Raw genomic sequence first — 17454 nt, forward strand, 5'->3', positions numbered from 1 at the left:
GGCTCAGTCTGCTGAACCTGCCTCAACACGCTGGGTCCACCACGAGTGGAATTCCCCGATGTGGTGCTCACTGGGCACCAGTGCGCCACCTGACCGGTAGGCACGGGAACTCATGGAGGGCTGGGTCTGTTCACAGGCCTCAAAGTCCTGCAGATTGACGCGGTGGAAGAGCTCAACGGACTTGGAGACGTCCAGCTCTCCGGCATCCACACGTTCCACGACCTCCGGGAGGAACAACCAGTCGCACACCACGATGGTCCGGGACTCGGAGACCGGGAACATCCGGTGGATGATGACCTGGTCCGGCGCGGTGTTGATGAACACCTGCGGCTTGACCGTGATTGCGTAGTACTTGCGCTCCTGGTCGGGTGCAATGGAGGGGAACTCAGTCACGCCGTCGGAACCGTCCACGGTGAACCCGCGGATCTGCTCGCCAAAGGAAGCGCCGTGCACCTCACCGTTGGCACGTTGCGAGGCCAGGCCGTCCGCGAACTCCGGGATGACCTCGGTCAGCTCCGGGTGAATGGTGGCGCAGTGGTAGCACTCCATGAAGTTCTCAATGATGAGCTTCCAGTTCGCTGCGACGTCGTAGGTCTTGGACTCACCGCACCGCAGGTTCTCGATCCCGTAGTTGTCGATCGATTCCACGGCACCGAAGCTGGTGCGCACCTCTCCAAGGACGGTTTCCTCAAACGACGGCGGCTGCTCACCCTGGTCCGCATCGGACAGGCACACCCACACGTAACCCAGCCATTCCCTCACGGCCACGGACTTCAGCCCGTACTGCTCGCGGTCCACATCAGGCATGGAGGTGAGGTTGGGCGCGGCCACGAGCTCGCCTTCCAACGCGTAGGTCCATGCGTGGTAGCCGCATTGAAGGGTCTTGTTCTTGCCGTCACCGCTGGTGCAGACCCTCATGCCACGGTGCCTGCACACGTTGTGATACGCCTTGATCCCGGCCTTTCGAGTGCGAACCACAATGATTTCCTCGCGCCCCACGGTCACGGTCTTCCACTGGCCAGGGCTGGGAATGGAGTCCGCGCGCAACACGCAGTTCCACATCTTCTCGAAGATCTCCTGCTGTTCGCGTTCAAACACCTCCGCTGAGGTGTAGGCCTCCCCCGTCAGGGTGGGGTGCAGGGATGATCCGGGAACGGGTGCGTCCAGGTGGTCAATGATCACGATGTTTCCCTTCAGCGTTCAGCACCGGCTGGTGACCGGTCAATTGATCAGGCTGTTGTGGTTTCTCCGTTCGCTCAGACTGCAGTCATGCGGGACTTGCCGCCGCGAATTCGCCATTGCTTGCGCCACTTGGTGACGTCCCGCAAGCGGTTGATCCCCAGGATTCCCACCTCTTGTCCGTCACGCAGGTAGCGCACCAGAAGGTTGTGCTCCTCAGGCGTTCCGTCCAGCACTTCCACCTGGTTGGCCAGGTGGATTCGTCCAGCGCCCTGGATACGGAGGTCGAACTGGTCGGACCAGAAGTAGGGCTCCTGCAGCGCAACTTCATCGGCTCCGGTCAGCGCCGCTGCCACCACCGCAGCCTCTTCCACGGCTTCCTGCCAGTGACCCACCGGGCGCAGACCGCTGGAGTGAGAAGCCCATTGGGCACAGTCGCCGGCCGCATAGACCCCGGGGATCACGGTGGCACCGGAGTCGTCACAGCGCACCGCGCGGGTGTCCGGGGTGAAGGTCAACTCGGAATTCGCCAGCCATTCGGTGCGCGGCTTGGCCCCGATGGCACAGATCACGATGTCGCCCTTGAGAACGGTGTCGTCCGTCAGCAACACTTCATGACCGTCCGTGGCGGTTCGCAGGCACCTGGCACGCGACGGCGGGGCAATCTGCACCCCACGCTTTTCCAAAGCGGACCGAATGGCCTGTCCCACGGCATGTCCCAGACGCTTTGCACCTGGATACTGCTCACCCGCTGCCACGGTCACGGAGGCAGCTCCACGCTGAATACAGGTGGCTGCCGCTTCCAAGGCCAGGAATCCGCCGCCGACCACCACGATCTCAGCCCCGCTGAGGGTGGCATCACGCAAGGCCAGCGCGTGCCCCATGTCCCGCAGGACGTAGGGCTCCACGTGGGGTTGGGAGGAGTCGGGGGCAGCCGGCAGGGTCAGCGCAGAAGCTCCGGTGGTGATCACGACGGCGTCACCGGCGTGGAACTGGCCATCTGCGGTGTAGATCCCCAGCGGTGCAGGGAGTTCCTCAACGTCGCCGTCTTCTTCGGCCGGTACTGCCGACCCAGACAGTCCAACAACTCCCACGCCGCTGATCCAGGTGGCCTCCACCGGGTCCTCGGGGTCATCGAGGTGGAGATCCTCCTCGGTGACTGCACCCGTGAGGTAGGCCTTGCTCAAAGCGGGGCGATCGTAGGCCGGGCGGTTCTCGTCACCGAAGATGGTGATGGGACCGGTGTGACCGTGACTGCGTACGCCGCGAGCCACGTGATACCCGGCAAGACCCGCACCCACAATCAGCAAGTGACCGTCCGGCGCCAGCACCGGACCGTCTGAACCCACGGCCTCGTGCTGCAACAGGCTGTCATCGAGCACATCAGCACCGTGCGTGGTCATGCGGTGACCCCCGGAGGCAGGTTGGGTGCGTCCTGAGAGAGCTCCACCAGAACGTCGTCGCCGTCGATTTCCACACTGTGGACCCGCACCCGGCGCTTGGCGGGTGGCTGATCCACCTCCCCGGTTTCCAGGGAGAACGTGCTTTCGTGCAGAGGGCATTCCACCCGGCAGTCCTCCACCCAGCCGGCCGCCAGAGAAGCGTCTTGGTGCGTGCAGGTGTCGTCCAGCGCGTGGACAGTTCCTTCCTCGGTCAAGAACACGGCAATGGGCGGCTGCACCGAGTCGATGCGCAGCCCTTCACCGGGAGTCAAGTCTTGGAGGGAGCAAGCTCTGAAGCTCACGTCAGATCACCAACCATTCGTACCTTCGTTGCAAGATATGCAACAGTGGTCACATTCCACAACACGTGGTTGGGGAAAGTATGAAGGCATCCGTGGCACAGTCGTCAAGAGGCACAACACAAGTGATGGGAAATTTACGGGCGTGAAACCAGAACAAACCACCATCCAGTCAGTCGACCGGGCAGCCACGATCCTGGAGGTGCTCAGCGACGAGGCCCCGTTGAGCATCAGCGAGATCGCCCGCCGCCTGGATGTTCACCGCTCCACCGCATTACGCCTGCTGGCCACCCTGGAGGCACACAATTTGGTGGAGGAGACCACCACCCGCGGCTCCTACCAACTGGGCTTTGCGCTGCTTCATCTTGCCAACTCGGTCACACACCGCATCGACTTTGCCCGGGACGCCCAAGCCTGCTGCGATGCCGTTGCCGAACAACTCAACGAGACCATCAATGTGGCTGTTCTGGACTCCGGTTACGCCATGACCATCACCCAGACCACAGGCAACCGGATGATTGGACTCACGCGGCAGTACGTGGGCCAACGCGGCCCCCTGCACGCCACGTCCACCGGCAAGATGCTGCTTGCTCATGCCGACCAGATCGAACTGGAGCGCGTCCTGGACCAAGGCCTGGAGGCCTACACCAGCATGACCATCACGGATCCGGATGTGCTGCTCATGGAACTGGAGACGCTGCGTGAACGTGACTGGGCGTCATCCGTGGCGGAGTGGGAGGAGGGGATCAATGCGCTGGCGGTCCCCGTCCGTGACCCCGAGGAACGGGTGGTGGCAGCGCTGGCGGTCAACGCCCCGGCCTTCCGGCTGCCGGAATCCAGTTTTGCGGAGGTGGCCGGCCTGTTGCGTGAGCACACGGAGTTCCTGGAGTCGCGCTTGAGCCTGGAGACTTCAGTGATCGGCGGCCCACGGACTGCGTTGCTCGGCCACTGACTTTCTCCAAAACGGTGCGCGTAACTATTGCCTGGATCACAGGTGCATTCGTACTGTAGTTGCACTATGCACTATGGCGTTGCATAGTTCGCAACACACGCGCTGTGGAGGTTTTCTCATGACAGAACTCCGGTCGGGACCCGAGTCCCGCGTGGTGATCATCGGGCTGGGCGTGGTTGGCGCCGCGTTGGCCGATGAACTGGTTTCACGTGGCTGGACAAACGTGACGGTGGTGGAACAGGGGCCGATTTACGTCACGGGCGGTTCCAGCTCCCACGCCCCCGGTTTCGTCTTCCAGACCTCCCCCAACCGCACCATGTGCCAGCTGGCGCAGCGGACCCTGGACAAACTGGACGGCCTCACGGTCAACGGCGAGTGGGTCATGAAGCGGGTGGGTGGCCTGGAAATCGCCACCACGGAAGAGCGCGCTCAGGAACTGCGGCGCCGTCACGACCTGGCCAACTCCTGGGGTGTGCCCTCTGAGCTGATCTCCCCTGAGGAGGTGGCGCAGCTATGGCCGGGCCTGGACGTCAGCCGCGTGCTCGGCGGGTTCCACACCCCCACCGACGCCGTGGTCAAGGGGATTCGCGCCGTCGAGTTCCAGGCACGTCGCGCCCAGAAAGGTGGCGCCCAGATCCTGGAGCACACGGAGGTCACGGGCCTGCAGTACGACGACGGCCGTGTCACCGGCGTGCAGGTCCGCCCTGTTCAACCGGGAGATCCGTCCGAAACCGTGGACATCGAGGGCGACCCGTCAGCTGACGAATCGGCAGAAGCCTCTGAGGTGATTCCCGCCGACGTCGTCGTGACGTGTGCGGGGCTGTGGGGGCCCAAGATGGCCCGTGAAATGCTGGGGATCGACATCCCCATGCTGCCGGTGGAACACGGCTTCGGATTCAGCCTGCCCATGGATTCATTGGCGGAGATGGATTCGGCCACGGAAGTGGTCAAGCCCATGCTGCGCCACCAGGACCACGCCATGTATCTGCGCGAATGGGACAACCGGATTGCCATTGGCGCCTATGAGCACCGGCCGCTGCCGGTGGACGACACCCAGATCGCCAGCGCCCAGAGCTTTGCCACCACGGGGACCCACCCGGCCATCCACCCCTTCACCTCGGAGGATTTCGAATCCACATGGCGTGAAGCCCAGGATCTCCTGCCTGAATTGCGCCAGAGTGAACTCGAAGACTCCATGTGCTTCAACGGCATCTTCTCCTTCACCCCCGACGGCGGACCGCTGTTGGGGCCGGTGCCGGGATCGCCAGGTCTGTGGATGGCTCAGGCCGTGTGGGTGACCCAGTCCGCCGGAGTCGGTCAGGTCATGGCGGAGTGGATCACCACCGGGGACCCGGGAATTGACACCCACAGTGTTGACCTGACCAGGTTCGATCCTCGGGTGACCTCCAAGAGGTGGGCCCGCGAACAGGGCGAGGAGTCCTACGACGAGGTCTACGACGTCGTCCACCCCAAGGCCACCACGTTGCGGATGCGGGGGCTGCGCACGACGTCGTTCAACGACCGTCAGCGGGAGGCCAAGGCGGTGTTCTCCGTGGCCAACGGCTGGGAGCGCCCGCTGTGGTACGAATCTTCTGCTGAGCGTGGTCAGCCCATGCTCGGGGATCAGCCGTTGCCAGGACGTGGCGCCTGGGCGGCACGGCACTGGAGCCCCTTGGCGGCCGTTGAGGCCCACGGCCTGCGCAATTCCGTGGGGTTGGTGGACATGACCTCCCTGCCACGGCTCCGGGTCTCCGGAACGGGACGGCCGGGGCGCGATGCCACGGCGTTCTTCACCTCCCTTGCCGACGACGGCCTGCTGAGCCGCACCGTGGGCAAATCACCTGGCAGCGTGGTGTACGCACTGGTCCTCAATGCCTCCGGGGGGATCCTCTCCGACATCACCATTGCCAGGACCGGCCCGGACACCTACCACGTGGGTGTCAACGGCAACCAGGACCGGGCATGGCTGCAGGAGCGGATGCGCGAACGCGGCGTGGACCTGACCGTGGAGGACGTGACCTCCGGGCACTTCGGTCTGGGCCTGTGGGGCCCCAACGCCCGGCGGACCCTGGAAACCCTGGTGGATCAGGACATCAGCAATGAGGCCTTCCGGTTCTACCGGTGCGGTGAACTCAGCATTGCCGGTGTCTCCACCCTGGCTCTGCGTCTGAGCTACGTGGGTGAGCTCGGCTGGGAGCTTTACGCCCCTGCGGAGTTCGGCGGCTACCTGTGGGACCAGATCATGGCTGCCGGGCAGGAGTACGACATTCTCCCGGTGGGGCGCCGCGCATTCGAGAGCATGCGACTGGAAAAGGGATTCCGCCTGTGGGGTGCGGACATGGACCGCAGCAACACACCGGAGGAGGCCGGGCTCGCGTTTGCCGTCAAGGGTGTGGCAGCCGAGCACATGGAGGCCCGTGGGGCACCCAGCAAGATCCTGTCCTGCTTGCTGCTGGGTGATCCCTCCGCCGTGGTGCTGGGCCATGAGCCGGTCCACGCGGTGGGGGCAGATCCAGATGCACCAGCCGTGGGCTATGTGACCAGCGCGGATCAGGGATACACCATCGGCAAGTCGATCGCCTACGCGTGGCTGCCTGCGGAGCTGAGCACCCCGGGCACCGCGGTGGAGATCTCCTACTTCGGTCAGCGCTACCCGGCCACCGTGACCCCGGAGCCCTTGCTGGATCCGAGTGCGGAGCGTATGCGCAGCTGATCCGCACGTCCTCACCGTCAACGGCGTCCGTGATCCGGCCATCTCTTGACCGGGTCACGGGCGCCGTGCACGCTGGTGCTCGCGTGTGCTCCGCGAACATCGGGGTCCGCAGCCCTGGACCTTCAGCAGATCGAGGCAACCCCCGATGTCACGCCATCAGCCCTCCCCCACTGCTTCATCCACAGACACGGGTTTCGCCACCCGGTCCAAGGAGTTTCGTCCGTCTCCGGTCAGAGCTGTGTTTGAGACGGCCCTTGATCCATCAGTGGTCTCCTTGGCCGGTGGAAACCCGGATCTGAGCACTCTGCCGGAAGGTTCGGTGGCGCAGCTGGCGTCGTCGTTGCTGAGCGAGCGTGGACCGGAGATCCTGCAGTACGGCTCCGGTGCAGGCATTGACGGGCTGCGCGAACTGGTGGTTGAGCTGATGGCGCGCCGTGGCTCCAGCATCGGTTCTGGTGAGGTGCAGCCGCTGGCGGGGTCGCAGGTTGGGCTGGACCTGGTGACCAAGCTGTACTGCAACCCGGGTGACGTGATCCTGGCCGAGGACCCCACCTACGTGGGCGCGCTGGGGGTGTTCGGCAGCTATGAGGTCCAGGTCCGGCACGTGAACATTGACCAGGACGGCCTGGACCCTGAGGCGGTGGCCCACGCGATTGACGCCGCACGCGCGCAGGGGCACCGGGTGCCGTTCGTCTACACGGTTCCCACTCATCAGAACCCCACGGGGGTCACGCTCTCCCCTGAACGACGCCGGGCGTTGGTGGAGGTTTGCGCCGCCCGCGGCGTGATGATCATTGAGGACGATCCCTACGGGCTGCTGGATTTTGAGCGCACCACCGGGCCGGTGGCCACGTTGCATTCCATGGCTCCCGAGCACGTGATCCACCTGGGCAGCGCGTCCAAGATCTTTTCACCCGGTTTACGCGTGGGGTGGGCCGTTGCACCGGCCCATGTTCGGGCTCGTATGCAGATCGCGGCCGAAGCCGTCCTCGTCCACCCCTCGGTGCTGTCCCAGGAGCTGGTGGTCACGTGGCTGGGTTCACCGCAGTGGACCACCGTGTTGGACCGCTCCGTGGAGTTCTACCGCGAGCGCGCACAGGCCACCACCGCTGCATTGCAGGAGCATCTGGGCGACCGTGCCGAATGGACGGATCCCAAGGGTGGGTTCTTCACCTGGGTGCGTTTCCCCGGAGTGGAGTTGGGGGACATTCTCAACCGTGGCATCCAGGAGGGTGTGCTGATTGTGCCAGGCGCCGCGTGCTACGCCGACGGCCGATCCTCCGACGCCGTGCGGGTGGCCTACTCGGGCGTGAGCCCCTACCGCGTGGCGGAGGGCATCCGGCGCCTGGCACGTGCTGTGCCGGCCCGCTGACTGACGGCGGCTCGTACCACCTCAGAGCCGATCCAGGAATTCGTGGTGGAAAGTCACGTCCCCGGTGAGTTCCGGGTGGAAGGACAGTGCCACCGCTTGATCCGTGGCCACACCAACAATCGGCCCGTCACCGGCGACATCCGTGCCCCTACGTGCCACGACTGCAACACCGTCCCCCGCGGAGACCACCGCCGGCGCGCGAATGAAGGCGGCATTCACGGGGCCCAAGGTGGTCTCCAGCATCTCCGTGGCCGAGTCCGCTTGAGGCCCAAAAGCGTTGCGCTGCACGGAGATGGGCACCACAGCCAGGGACTGCTGCCCGGGAGCCGGGTCCACGATCTGCTCCGCCAGCAGGATCATCCCCGCGCACGTGCCCAACACGGGCAGGCCCTCCGCCAGCATCTCCACCAGCGGGTCACGCAGCTGGAATCGCCGCAGCAACCGGTCCACCGTGGAGGACTCACCACCGGGTAGCACCAGCCCGTCCAACGACGACTCCGTCAGCGCACCTTCTGTGCGCACCGGCACCACCCGAGCCCCCAAGGTCTCCAGCATGGCGGCATGTTCCGCCACGCCACCCTGCAAAGCAAGAATTCCCACCGTGGGACGGGCAACCCCGCCGCTGACCCCGCGGACCGGTGAGGTTGCGGCGCGGACCGGTGCGGCGGCGTCGTGCTCCGGCATGCGGTCACCAGCCGCGTTCGGCCAGCCGATGCGGGGCGGGCAGGTCTGCCACGTTGATGCCCACCATGGCTTCGCCCAGACCGCGGGACGTCTTGGCAATGGCTGCGGGGTCGTCGTACTGGGCCGTGGCGGCAACAATGGCCTCCGCGCGCTGGGCGGGGTTGCCGGACTTGAAGATCCCGGAGCCCACGAACACGCCATCGGCGCCCAACTGCATCATCATGGCGGCATCGGCCGGAGTGGCCACACCACCTGCAGTGAACAGCACCACGGGCAGTTTCCCGGTTTCGGCCACCTCCCGGACGATGTCATACGGGGCCTGCAGTTGCTTGGCGGCCACGAACAGTTCATCCGGGTTGGCACGGAAGGTGGCCTGCAGATCGGCAATTTGTTTGCGAATGGTGCGGATGTGCTTGGTGGCCTCGGAGACGTCCCCGGTGCCGGCCTCACCCTTGGAGCGGATCATGGCCGCACCCTCTGCCAGTCGGCGCAGCGCCTCCCCCAGATTGGTGGCCCCGCACACGAACGGCACGGTGAAGGAGTGCTTGTGGATGTGGTTGACGTAATCCGCGGGGCTGAGCACCTCGGATTCGTCGATGTAGTCCACACCCAGTTCCTGAAGGACCTGAGCCTCCACAAAGTGCCCAATGCGCGCCTTGGCCATCACAGGAATGGAGACGGACTCGATGATCTGGTCAATCAGATCCGGATCGGACATCCGTGCCACTCCACCCTGCGCCCGGATGTCAGCGGGCACCCGCTCCAGGGCCATCACGGCCACCGCGCCCGCGTCCTCCGCGATTCGCGCCTGCTCGGCTGTGACAACGTCCATGATCACCCCGCCCTTGAGCATTTCGGCAAGGCCTCGCTTGACCAGAGGTGAGCCGGTGGTGGACGTGGGTGCAGCGCTGGTTTCAGTCATGGAAGCCATCCTCACGGGGCTTCTGGTCCATCACAAGATCCAGTTCTGACCACTTTCACTGGACCAGTTGGGGGGATCCCCTGGAGAATTCACACCATGACCCCGCGTGCCACCATCGATCTCACCCTGGTGCTGGACCGATCGGACCCCAGGCCCCTACCAGTACAGGTGGCTGACGGCATCCGTGAACAGATCACCCGATCCACACTGACTCCAGGCGATGCCCTGCCGTCAACACGGGTACTGGCCAGCCAGTTGAAGGTTTCCCGCGGAACCGCAGTGGCAGCCTATGACCAACTGTTGGCCGAGGGATACGTGCTGGCTTCCCAGGGCAAACCCACCACGGTGCACCCTCAGTTGGACCGCATTCACCCTGTGGCAACGGACCAGCAGTCCATCAAGGAACCAGACTCAAGCCACGCCGTCGTAGCTCATGACACTCGCGCAACCCCGGCCGCCCCCGCAGATCGGGGACGATCCGCCGCATTGCTGGACCTTCGCCCGGGCCAACCGGACACGGGCCAGGTGGCGGGAACCGCTTGGCGCTCCGCGTGGCGTCATGCCGCGCAACAACCCACCGATGCCCCCGAGCAGCCGCTGGGTTCAAGTGATCTGCGCACCGCCGTGGCGGAACACCTGCGGTTGATGCGCGCCCTGCCCGTGCCGAGTTCACACATCGCCGTGACCGCTGGGGCGCGGGAGGGACTGACGCTGCTGTTGGCCGCGGCAGCAGCACGGGTCAGTCGAACCCAGCTGCGGATCGGCCTTGAGTCCCCAGGCCACCCCGGGTTGCGCCAGGTTCCCACCGCACACGGCCACACAGTGGTTCCCTGCCCAGTGGATTCACACGGCCTGAGAGTGGACCTGTTACCCACGGGGCGAGATGCCCCGGACGTCTTGATCGTGACCCCCAGTCACCAGTACCCGTTGGGCGGCTCCTTGACACTGGATCGACGCCTGGCGCTGTTGGAATGGGCCCAACGCTGGGACGTGTTGATTGTGGAAGACGATTTCGATTCGGAGCTGCGCTACGTGGGTACGCCGCTGCCCACGCTCTCTGACTTGGACACCTCCCGCGAGCAAGTGGCGCTGCTGGGAACGTTCTCCACATTGCTCACACCGTCCTTGGCCACCGGATACCTGGTGCTGCCGCTGAACCTGGTGGGCGACGTCACCCGTCTACGCGCCACATTGGGGCTGCCCGTTGCTGCCACCACTCAGTACGCCTTGGCGCACTTGTTGGATTCCGGTTACGTCCGCCGGCACACCCAGCGCATGCGCGCCACCTATCGTCGTCGTCGGACTGCGGTGCAACAAGCGTTCGAGCAGGCCGATCACGCCCGCCTGACCCCCATGCACGGCGGTATTGATGCGGTCATTGACACAGATCTTCCGGAGGACACCGTGGTGCACCGCTGCCAGGAAGCCGGTCTGCGAGTGGGCCGTCAGTCCAGCTACTGGGCCTGGGGTACCCGGGGCAAACCAGCCTCACCTCTGGCAACCACCACGGGGCAAGGAATCGCGGTGGGCTTTGCCCAAGCCGGCGACGACGCCCTCCGGGATCTCTTGCCCCGCCTTGTCCAGGCCTGCGGAGGGTGAGTGCCACCGATACCCCCATCCGGGCTGGCTGAGCGCGGATGGAGCAGGGCAGCCACAAGCCACACTCCGGTTGAGTACGTGGTGCTGTGGCACCCCCGTTGGCCTCGATGCGATTCCCTACCTCAGCACTCCACCACGTTCACACCCACACTCACGGCCAACCCGCCCCGTGCAGTCTCCTTGTAGTTCTCTGACATGTCAGCTCCCGTGTCTCGCATGGTCTGCACCACCTTGTCCAAGCTCACATGGGTGGGGCCGTCCTCGAACAGCGCCATCCGCGCGGCGTTGACGGCAGTGACCGCGGCAATCGCGTTGCGCTCGATACACGGCACCTGTACCAATCCACCCACGGGATCGCAGGTCAAACCCAGGTGGTGTTCCATGGCGATTTCCGCCGCGTTCTCGACTTGCTGCGCGCTGCCACCCATGACCTGAGCCAGTCCGGCAGCTGCCATGGACGACGCCGATCCAACCTCACCTTGGCAACCCACTTCAGCCCCGGAGATGGAGGCCTGCTCCTTGATCAGCGCCCCCACAGCCCCTGCGGCCAGCAGGTAATCGGCAACAATCTCTTCCCGAGGCCGGGCATCATGGCCGCGAGCAGCCGGAGTGTAGTGGGTGGCGTAAAACATCACAGCCGGCACAATGCCTGCCGCACCGTTGGTGGGTGCGGTCACAATCCGACCGCCGGAGGCGTTCTCCTCGTTGACCGTCAACGCCACCAGGTTCACCCACTCCACCCAGTACTGGGAGTCAAAGGTGGAGTCGATCGCCTTGAGCCGTGCGTACCAGTCCGGGGCACGACGACGCACCGCCAACCCACCCGGCAAGCATCCCGTTCGGCGGAGGTTGGAGTTCTTGGACTCCTCCATCACATCCGCAATCTTCGCCAGCCCGGCCCTGACCTCCGCCTCTGGCCGACGAGCACACTCGTTGGCCAGCGCCAACTCGGCCACGCTCAGCCCGTGCTCATCGCACAAGGCCATGAGTTCATCAGCCGTGCGGTACGGATACGGGACCTGGACGTCGTCGTCATCCGCCATGGGGTCCGTACCCTCCGGCGGATCCACCACCACAAAGCCGCCACCACACGAGTAGGCGGTGCGCTCGGCCAGGACCTGCCCGTCAGCGTCAAAGGCGCGAAACCACATGCCATTGGGGTGATAGGGCAGCAGCGTGAGGGGACGCTGGACAATGTCACGCTCGTGAAAGTCCAGCTCAACCGGTGCAACAACCCCGTCAAGGGCACCGGCGAACTGCAGCGGTTGACCAGACTCCAACGCCTCACGGCGTTGGTCAATGGTTTCCGGGGCCACCTGTTCCGGGCGGTGGCCCTCCAACCCCAACAACACGGCGGTGAACGTTCCGTGCCCCTTGCCCGTGGAGGACAGGGACCCGTACAGGTCCACCCCCACGGAACTCACGGATTCCAACTGACCGTCGGCAACAAGGTCGGCAACAAAGTCCGCTGCGGCACGCATGGGCCCCACGGTGTGGGAGGACGATGGCCCCACACCAATGCTGAACAGGTCAAAAACGCTCACCACCATGATGGTTCACCTCACTCTTGGTCTTGTGCTGCGGCGTATTCCTCCGGGGAGAGCAGATCCCCCTCGGAGTCGACCTCCACGGAGAACAACCAGGCTGCGCCATAGGGGTCGGAGTTGAGCAGTGCCGGGTCATCAATCACGGCGTCGTTGACCTCGGCCACGGTTCCGGTGACCGGGGAGTAGATCTCGGAAACGGACTTGGTGGATTCCACCTCGCCGCAGACTTCACCCGCGGTCACGGTGGCACCGGCCTCTGGCAGGTCCACGTACACAACATCGCCCAGGGCGTCCACGGCGATCTGGGACAGCCCGATCTTGGCGGGGCTGGCGGAATCAACCCATTCGTGTTCAGCAGAGTAGCGGTAGTCCTTGTTGACCTTGTCAATGGCACTCATGGATGGGGGTCCTTTCGGTTCCTGGCTCCTGTTGAGTGGAGCCTCTGGCTGCTTGGAGTTGGTGGGCACCCGGCGTCGTACCGAGCACCGATCAGCGTTCGCGCTTGTAGAAGGGCAGAGCCACCACAGTGAACGGGGTGGGTTTTCCACGCAGGTCCACCTGGAGCTCAGTACCCACCTCTGCCAGGTCCGGGCGCACGAAAGCCAACGCGATGGCGTGGCCCAGTGTTGGGCTGGGGGCACCTGAGGTCACCTCACCCACGGTGTCGCCGTCGTGAAGGACGGCGTATCCGGGGCGAGCTGCGCGTTTGGTGTCGTTGGCCAGGCCCACCAGCTTGCGCTGCGGTCCGGATTCCTTGATGGCTGCCAGGGCATCCCGTCCCACAAAGGACACTTTGGACTTCAAAGCCACCACCGGGCCCAGGCCCGCGCTGAACGGGTCAATCGATTCGGAGAGCTCGTGACCGTGCAGCGGCATGCCAGCCTCTAGACGCAGCGAGTCACGGGAGGCCAAACCACACGGAACCAGGCCGTAGGACTGGCCGGCTGATTCCAGCAGTGTCCACAGACGTTGGGGTGCCTCTGGATCGGCTTCCGCATCCACGTAGATCTCGAAACCGTCCTCCCCCGTGTAGCCGGTGCGGGCCAGTTTCACGGGCAGTTCACCGTCTCCGGTCTCCACCACGACGTCGACGATCGCGTAATACCGCAGCGCCTTCACTGCCTCCACGCTGTCGGCAGTGACAACCTCCAGCAAGATGGCTTCCGAGGCTGGTCCCTGCACCGCAATCAGTGCAGTGGCCTCCGTGCGGTCGGAGATGGTGACGTCAAAGGTGTGACCATCAGGCGTGCCGGTGCGCCCCTCGAGCGCGGCCAACGCCGCCGGGGTGTTGGCAGCGTTGGGTACCACCAGGAACTCGTCCTGACCCAGGCGGTAAATGATCAGGTCATCGATCACGCCACCCTGCTCATTGCACAGCAGTGAGTACTTGGCCCTGCCGACCTCGACCGCGGACAACCGCCCCACCAGGGCGTAGTCCAGGAATGCTGCGGCCTCCGGGCCGGTCACCAAGACTTCCCCCATGTGGGAGAGGTCAAAGATTCCAGCGGCCTGCCGGACGGCCAGGTGCTCAGCCACGTCGGAGCCGTAACGCAGGGGCATCCACCACCCACCGAAGTCGGTGAAGGAGGCGCCCAGGCGCTCATGGACGGAGCTCAGCGCAGTGGGCTTGGAGTTGTTCGGCGCGCTCAACGCGGGGTCTCCTCCTTGGTGTTGGTGGTGGCTTCCCGGTTCTCGCTGTGGGCAGCGCCCTTGGGATCGGGAGTCTCCGTTGCATCGGCACTTTCCGAGGCCCCAGCGGTTTTTGCTGCATCAGCGGCATTCTCCACGACGACGTCGTCGTGATCACGTGAGTCCGCAAAGGCTTCAGGCGGCGGGCAGGAGCAGACCAGGTTGCGGTCCCCGTGGGCGCCGTCAATGCGGCCCACCGGTGGGAAGTACTTGTCCACGCGCAAGGACGGCAACGGGAAGGCTGCCCGTTCACGGGTGTAGGCGCGCTCCCACTGATCGGCAACCAGAACGGCGGCGGTGTGCGGTGCGTTGCGCAGCACCGAGTCCTCTGCGCTGACCTCACCATTGGCCACGGCTTCAATCTCTGCGCGAATGGCAATCATGGTGTCCACAAACCGGTCCAGTTCCGCCAGGTCCTCCGACTCCGTGGGCTCCACCATCAGGGTGCCACTGACGGGGAAGGACTCTGTGGGCGCGTGGAAGCCGTAGTCGATCAGACGCTTGGAGACGTCCGCCACGGTGATGCCTGAGCGTGCAGTGAGCTTGCGGAAGTCCAGGATGCATTCGTGGGCCACCAGACCGTTCTCACCGGTGTAGAGCACCGGGAAGTGCTCATCCAGGCGCTTGGCCAGGTAGTTGGCGTTGAGCAGTGCAACGGATGAGGCGCGGGTCAGCCCCTCCCCTCCCATCAGCGCCAGGTAGGCCCAGGAGATCGGCAGGACACCGGTGGAGCCCCACCGGGTGCTGGAGACCGGCAGACCCTTGCCCACAGAGGCGGCGTCGTGCGCCTCATGGGTGTGACCACCCACGGTGGGGCGACCAGGATCCCCCGCCAAGGGGTCCCCGGGGAGGAACCGCACCAGGTGTTCAGCCACGGCCACAGGACCAACGCCTGGGCCACCGCCACCGTGCGGGATGCAAAAGGTCTTGTGCAGGTTCAGGTGGGAGACATCCCCACCGAACTTGCCGGGCTGGGCCAGGCCCACCATGGCGTTGAGGTTGGCTCCATCCACGTACACCTGGCCACCGGCCGCGTGCACGGTCTCGCACACGGCCTTGACCTCTGACTCGAAAACGCCGTGGGTTGAGGGGTAGGTGATCATGATGGCCGCCACCCGGTCCTGGTTCTCCGCAATGGCTTTGTCCAGATCCACCGGATCAATGGTGCCGTCCGGCGCAGTCTTGACCACGCGAACCCGCAACCCTGCCAGAACGGCAGAAGCGGCGTTGGTGCCGTGGGCGGAGGCCGGGATCAAGCACATGTCCCGCTGATCATCCCCGCGGGAGATGTGCCAGCGGCGAATGGCCAGCAGACCCGCCAGCTCACCCTGTGAACCGGCATTGGGCTGCACGGAGACCTTGGCATAGCCGGTGATCTCCGCCAGGCGGTCCTCCAGGTCCGTGACCAGATACTGCCACCCCTGCATTCGCTCGGCCGGCGAATACGGGTGGACGTCTGCGAACTCAGGCCACGTGATGGCCGCCATCTCCACTGCAGCATTGAGCTTCATGGTGCAGGAGCCCAACGGGATCATGGTGCGGTCCAAGGCCAGGTCCCGGTCGGCCAAACGGCGCAACCAGCGCATCATCTGGGTTTCGGAGCGGTAATCGTGGAAGTTCTCGTGCGTCAGGAAGTCGCTGGTCCGGCGCAGGTTCTCGGGCAGGTTCGGCTCGGACAGTTCGGTGGCCGGTGCCTTCGCTCCGAACACCTCGGCCACGGCCGCGATGTCCTGGGCCGTGGTGCGTTCGTCCGTGGAGACTCCTACGTGGTCGGCGTCCACGCGCCGCAGGTCGATGCCCTGCGCTGCCGCGGCGGCCAGGATGTCGTCCGCCCGACCGGGCACCCGGGCGACGAGTGTGTCGAAGAACTGCTCCGCCACCAGCTCGACCCCGGCCTCGGCGAGTGCTGCCGCCAGGTTGACGGCGTGTCCGTGGACGCGCTTGGCGATCGCGGTCAGCCCCTCCGGGCCGTGGTACGCCGCGTAGCAAGCGGCCACCTCGGCCAACAGCGCCTGGGCGGTGCAGATGTTGGAGGTCGCCTTTTCACGGCGGATGTGCTGTTCACGGGTCTGGAGCGCCAAGCGGTAGGCGGGTCGGCCGGCGTCGTCGTGACTCACGCCCACCAGGCGACCGGGCATGGAGCGCTGCAGACCATCTGTGACCGCCATGAAGGCGGCGTGTGGACCGCCGGCGAACAACGGCACGCCGAAGCGCTGGGAGGTGCCCACGGAGATCTCCGCGCCCAGGTCCCCGGGGGCGGCCACCAGCGTCAGGGCCAGGAGGTCGGCGACGACGGTGACCATCGCGTTGCGCTCGTGGGCCTCACCGATCACCTGCGACCAGTCGTGCAACCGACCGGAGGAACCGGACTGCTGGACGATCACGCCGGCCACCGGCTCGTCGATCTGGGGCAGGCCCTCGGTCAGGTCCAGGATGCGCAGGTCCAGGCCGACGGCGCGGGCACGGCCGGGGAGCAGCGCGAGCGACTGCGGGAACAAGTCCTGGTCCACCAGGATCACACCGTTCTTGGCCTTGCGGTTGGCGCGGCTCATCAGCAGCGCGGCCTCGGCTACGGCGGAGGCTTCATCCAGCAGGGAGGCGTTGGCGATGGGCAGCCCCGTGAGGTCCTGGATCATGGTCTGGTAAGTCAACAGCAGCTCGAGGCGGCCCTGTGAGATCTCCGGCTGGTACGGGGTGTAGGCCGTGTACCAAGCCGGACTCTCCAGCAAGTTGCGGGCAATTGCCGGCGGGGTGATGGTCCCGTAGAACCCCTGGCCGATCATGGGTGTGCCGGGGTCGTTCTGGTCTGCGATCCGGCGCAGTTCCGCCAGGACCTGGGCCTCCGTCAACGGGGCCGGTAGCTCCAGCTCCTGTTCCTGCCAGATGCTGGCGGGAATCGCCCGGTCGACCAGATCGGCGAGGGAGTCCACACCCACGGTGCTCAACAGGCGCTCGAACTCGGCGCCCCGCGGACCGATGTGACGGTCCACGAAATCGTGCGCATCCTGCCCCACGGGGCGGGCGGGTGCTTCTGACGAACTCATATGGGACTCCCT

13 protein-coding genes are annotated in these 17454 nt (G+C 65.3%); 4 read left to right on the forward strand and 9 right to left on the reverse strand.

The window, feature by feature from the left end:
* Positions 1-3: 3 nt before the first annotated feature.
* From GTW58_RS09345 to GTW58_RS09355, 3 genes are all read right to left on the reverse strand, one after another.
* Complete coding sequence (locus GTW58_RS09345; RefSeq protein WP_052209241.1) at positions 4-1182, reverse strand: aromatic ring-hydroxylating oxygenase subunit alpha; 1179 nt, start codon at positions 1180-1182, stop codon at positions 4-6.
* A 74-nt stretch (positions 1183-1256) separates the two neighbouring features.
* Positions 1257-2582, reverse strand: a complete 1326-nt coding sequence (locus GTW58_RS09350; RefSeq protein WP_119933118.1) for an NAD(P)/FAD-dependent oxidoreductase — start codon at positions 2580-2582, stop codon at positions 1257-1259.
* Positions 2579-2923, reverse strand: a complete 345-nt coding sequence (locus GTW58_RS09355) for a bifunctional 3-phenylpropionate/cinnamic acid dioxygenase ferredoxin subunit (RefSeq protein ID WP_047687918.1) — start codon at positions 2921-2923, stop codon at positions 2579-2581. Before GTW58_RS09355 ends, GTW58_RS09350 begins: the two co-directional genes overlap by 4 nt.
* Positions 2924-3065: 142 nt before the next feature.
* Here GTW58_RS09355 and GTW58_RS09360 point away from each other — a divergent pair, with 142 nt between their 5' ends.
* From GTW58_RS09360 to GTW58_RS09370, 3 genes are all read left to right on the forward strand, one after another.
* Positions 3066-3872, forward strand: coding sequence for an IclR family transcriptional regulator (locus tag GTW58_RS09360; RefSeq protein ID WP_168023500.1), 807 nt, complete (start codon positions 3066-3068; stop codon positions 3870-3872).
* Between the two features lie 118 nt (positions 3873-3990).
* The gene (locus GTW58_RS09365; RefSeq protein WP_119933120.1) at positions 3991-6585 is read left to right on the forward strand and encodes a GcvT family protein; all 2595 of its coding nucleotides are present in this window, start codon (positions 3991-3993) and stop codon (positions 6583-6585) included.
* A 238-nt stretch (positions 6586-6823) separates the two neighbouring features.
* A complete protein-coding gene (locus GTW58_RS09370) occupies positions 6824-7957 on the forward strand; it encodes an aminotransferase-like domain-containing protein (RefSeq protein ID WP_232818053.1) in 1134 nt (377 codons plus the stop codon).
* 21 nt (positions 7958-7978) lie between these two features.
* Here GTW58_RS09370 and pdxT read toward each other — a convergent pair whose 3' ends face one another.
* Together pdxT and pdxS are read right to left on the reverse strand one after the other, a co-directional pair.
* A complete protein-coding gene (pdxT, locus tag GTW58_RS09375; RefSeq protein ID WP_119933122.1) occupies positions 7979-8641 on the reverse strand; it encodes a pyridoxal 5'-phosphate synthase glutaminase subunit PdxT in 663 nt (220 codons plus the stop codon).
* 4 nt (positions 8642-8645) lie between these two features.
* Positions 8646-9563, reverse strand: coding sequence for a pyridoxal 5'-phosphate synthase lyase subunit PdxS (gene pdxS / locus GTW58_RS09380; RefSeq protein WP_119933123.1), 918 nt, complete (start codon positions 9561-9563; stop codon positions 8646-8648).
* A 96-nt stretch (positions 9564-9659) separates the two neighbouring features.
* Between pdxS and pdxR the strand changes: the two genes are divergently transcribed.
* Positions 9660-11162: a MocR-like pyridoxine biosynthesis transcription factor PdxR gene (gene pdxR, locus GTW58_RS09385; RefSeq protein WP_119933124.1), complete on the forward strand. Its 1503-nt coding sequence runs from the start codon at positions 9660-9662 to the stop codon at positions 11160-11162.
* Between the two features lie 122 nt (positions 11163-11284).
* Here pdxR and GTW58_RS09390 read toward each other — a convergent pair whose 3' ends face one another.
* From GTW58_RS09390 to gcvP, 4 genes are all read right to left on the reverse strand, one after another.
* Positions 11285-12712, reverse strand: coding sequence for an L-serine ammonia-lyase (locus GTW58_RS09390; RefSeq protein ID WP_047692130.1), 1428 nt, complete (start codon positions 12710-12712; stop codon positions 11285-11287).
* Between the two features lie 11 nt (positions 12713-12723).
* Positions 12724-13107, reverse strand: a complete 384-nt coding sequence (gene gcvH / locus GTW58_RS09395) for a glycine cleavage system protein GcvH (protein ID WP_209436483.1) — start codon at positions 13105-13107, stop codon at positions 12724-12726.
* Positions 13108-13198: 91 nt separating this feature from the next.
* Positions 13199-14359: a glycine cleavage system aminomethyltransferase GcvT gene (gcvT, locus tag GTW58_RS09400; protein ID WP_119933125.1), complete on the reverse strand. Its 1161-nt coding sequence runs from the start codon at positions 14357-14359 to the stop codon at positions 13199-13201.
* Positions 14356-17442 (reverse strand): aminomethyl-transferring glycine dehydrogenase, encoded by a 3087-nt coding sequence (gene gcvP, locus GTW58_RS09405; protein WP_119933126.1) that lies wholly within the window; start codon positions 17440-17442, stop codon positions 14356-14358. Before gcvP ends, gcvT begins: the two co-directional genes overlap by 4 nt.
* Positions 17443-17454 lie beyond the last annotated feature (12 nt).

The sequence above is a fragment of the Kocuria subflava genome (genome assembly GCF_012163155.1).
GTDB classification, from domain to species: domain Bacteria; phylum Actinomycetota; class Actinomycetes; order Actinomycetales; family Micrococcaceae; genus Kocuria; species Kocuria subflava.

Bases quoted from the DNA above. Each gene is read 5' to 3' on its own strand.
- GTW58_RS09350 (WP_119933118.1), bottom strand. From the start codon at position 2,582: ATGACCACGCACGGTGCTGATGTGCTCGATGACAGCCTGTTGCAGCAC.
- GTW58_RS09365 (WP_119933120.1), top strand. From the start codon at position 3,991: ATGACAGAACTCCGGTCGGGACCCGAGTCCCGCGTGGTGATCATCGGG.
- pdxT (WP_119933122.1), bottom strand. From the start codon at position 8,641: ATGCCGGAGCACGACGCCGCCGCACCGGTCCGCGCCGCAACCTCACCG.
- pdxS (WP_119933123.1), bottom strand. From the start codon at position 9,563: ATGACTGAAACCAGCGCTGCACCCACGTCCACCACCGGCTCACCTCTG.
- pdxR (WP_119933124.1), top strand. From the start codon at position 9,660: ATGACCCCGCGTGCCACCATCGATCTCACCCTGGTGCTGGACCGATCG.
- GTW58_RS09390 (WP_047692130.1), bottom strand. From the start codon at position 12,712: ATGGTGGTGAGCGTTTTTGACCTGTTCAGCATTGGTGTGGGGCCATCG.
- gcvH (WP_209436483.1), bottom strand. From the start codon at position 13,107: ATGAGTGCCATTGACAAGGTCAACAAGGACTACCGCTACTCTGCTGAA.
- gcvP (WP_119933126.1), bottom strand. From the start codon at position 17,442: ATGAGTTCGTCAGAAGCACCCGCCCGCCCCGTGGGGCAGGATGCGCAC.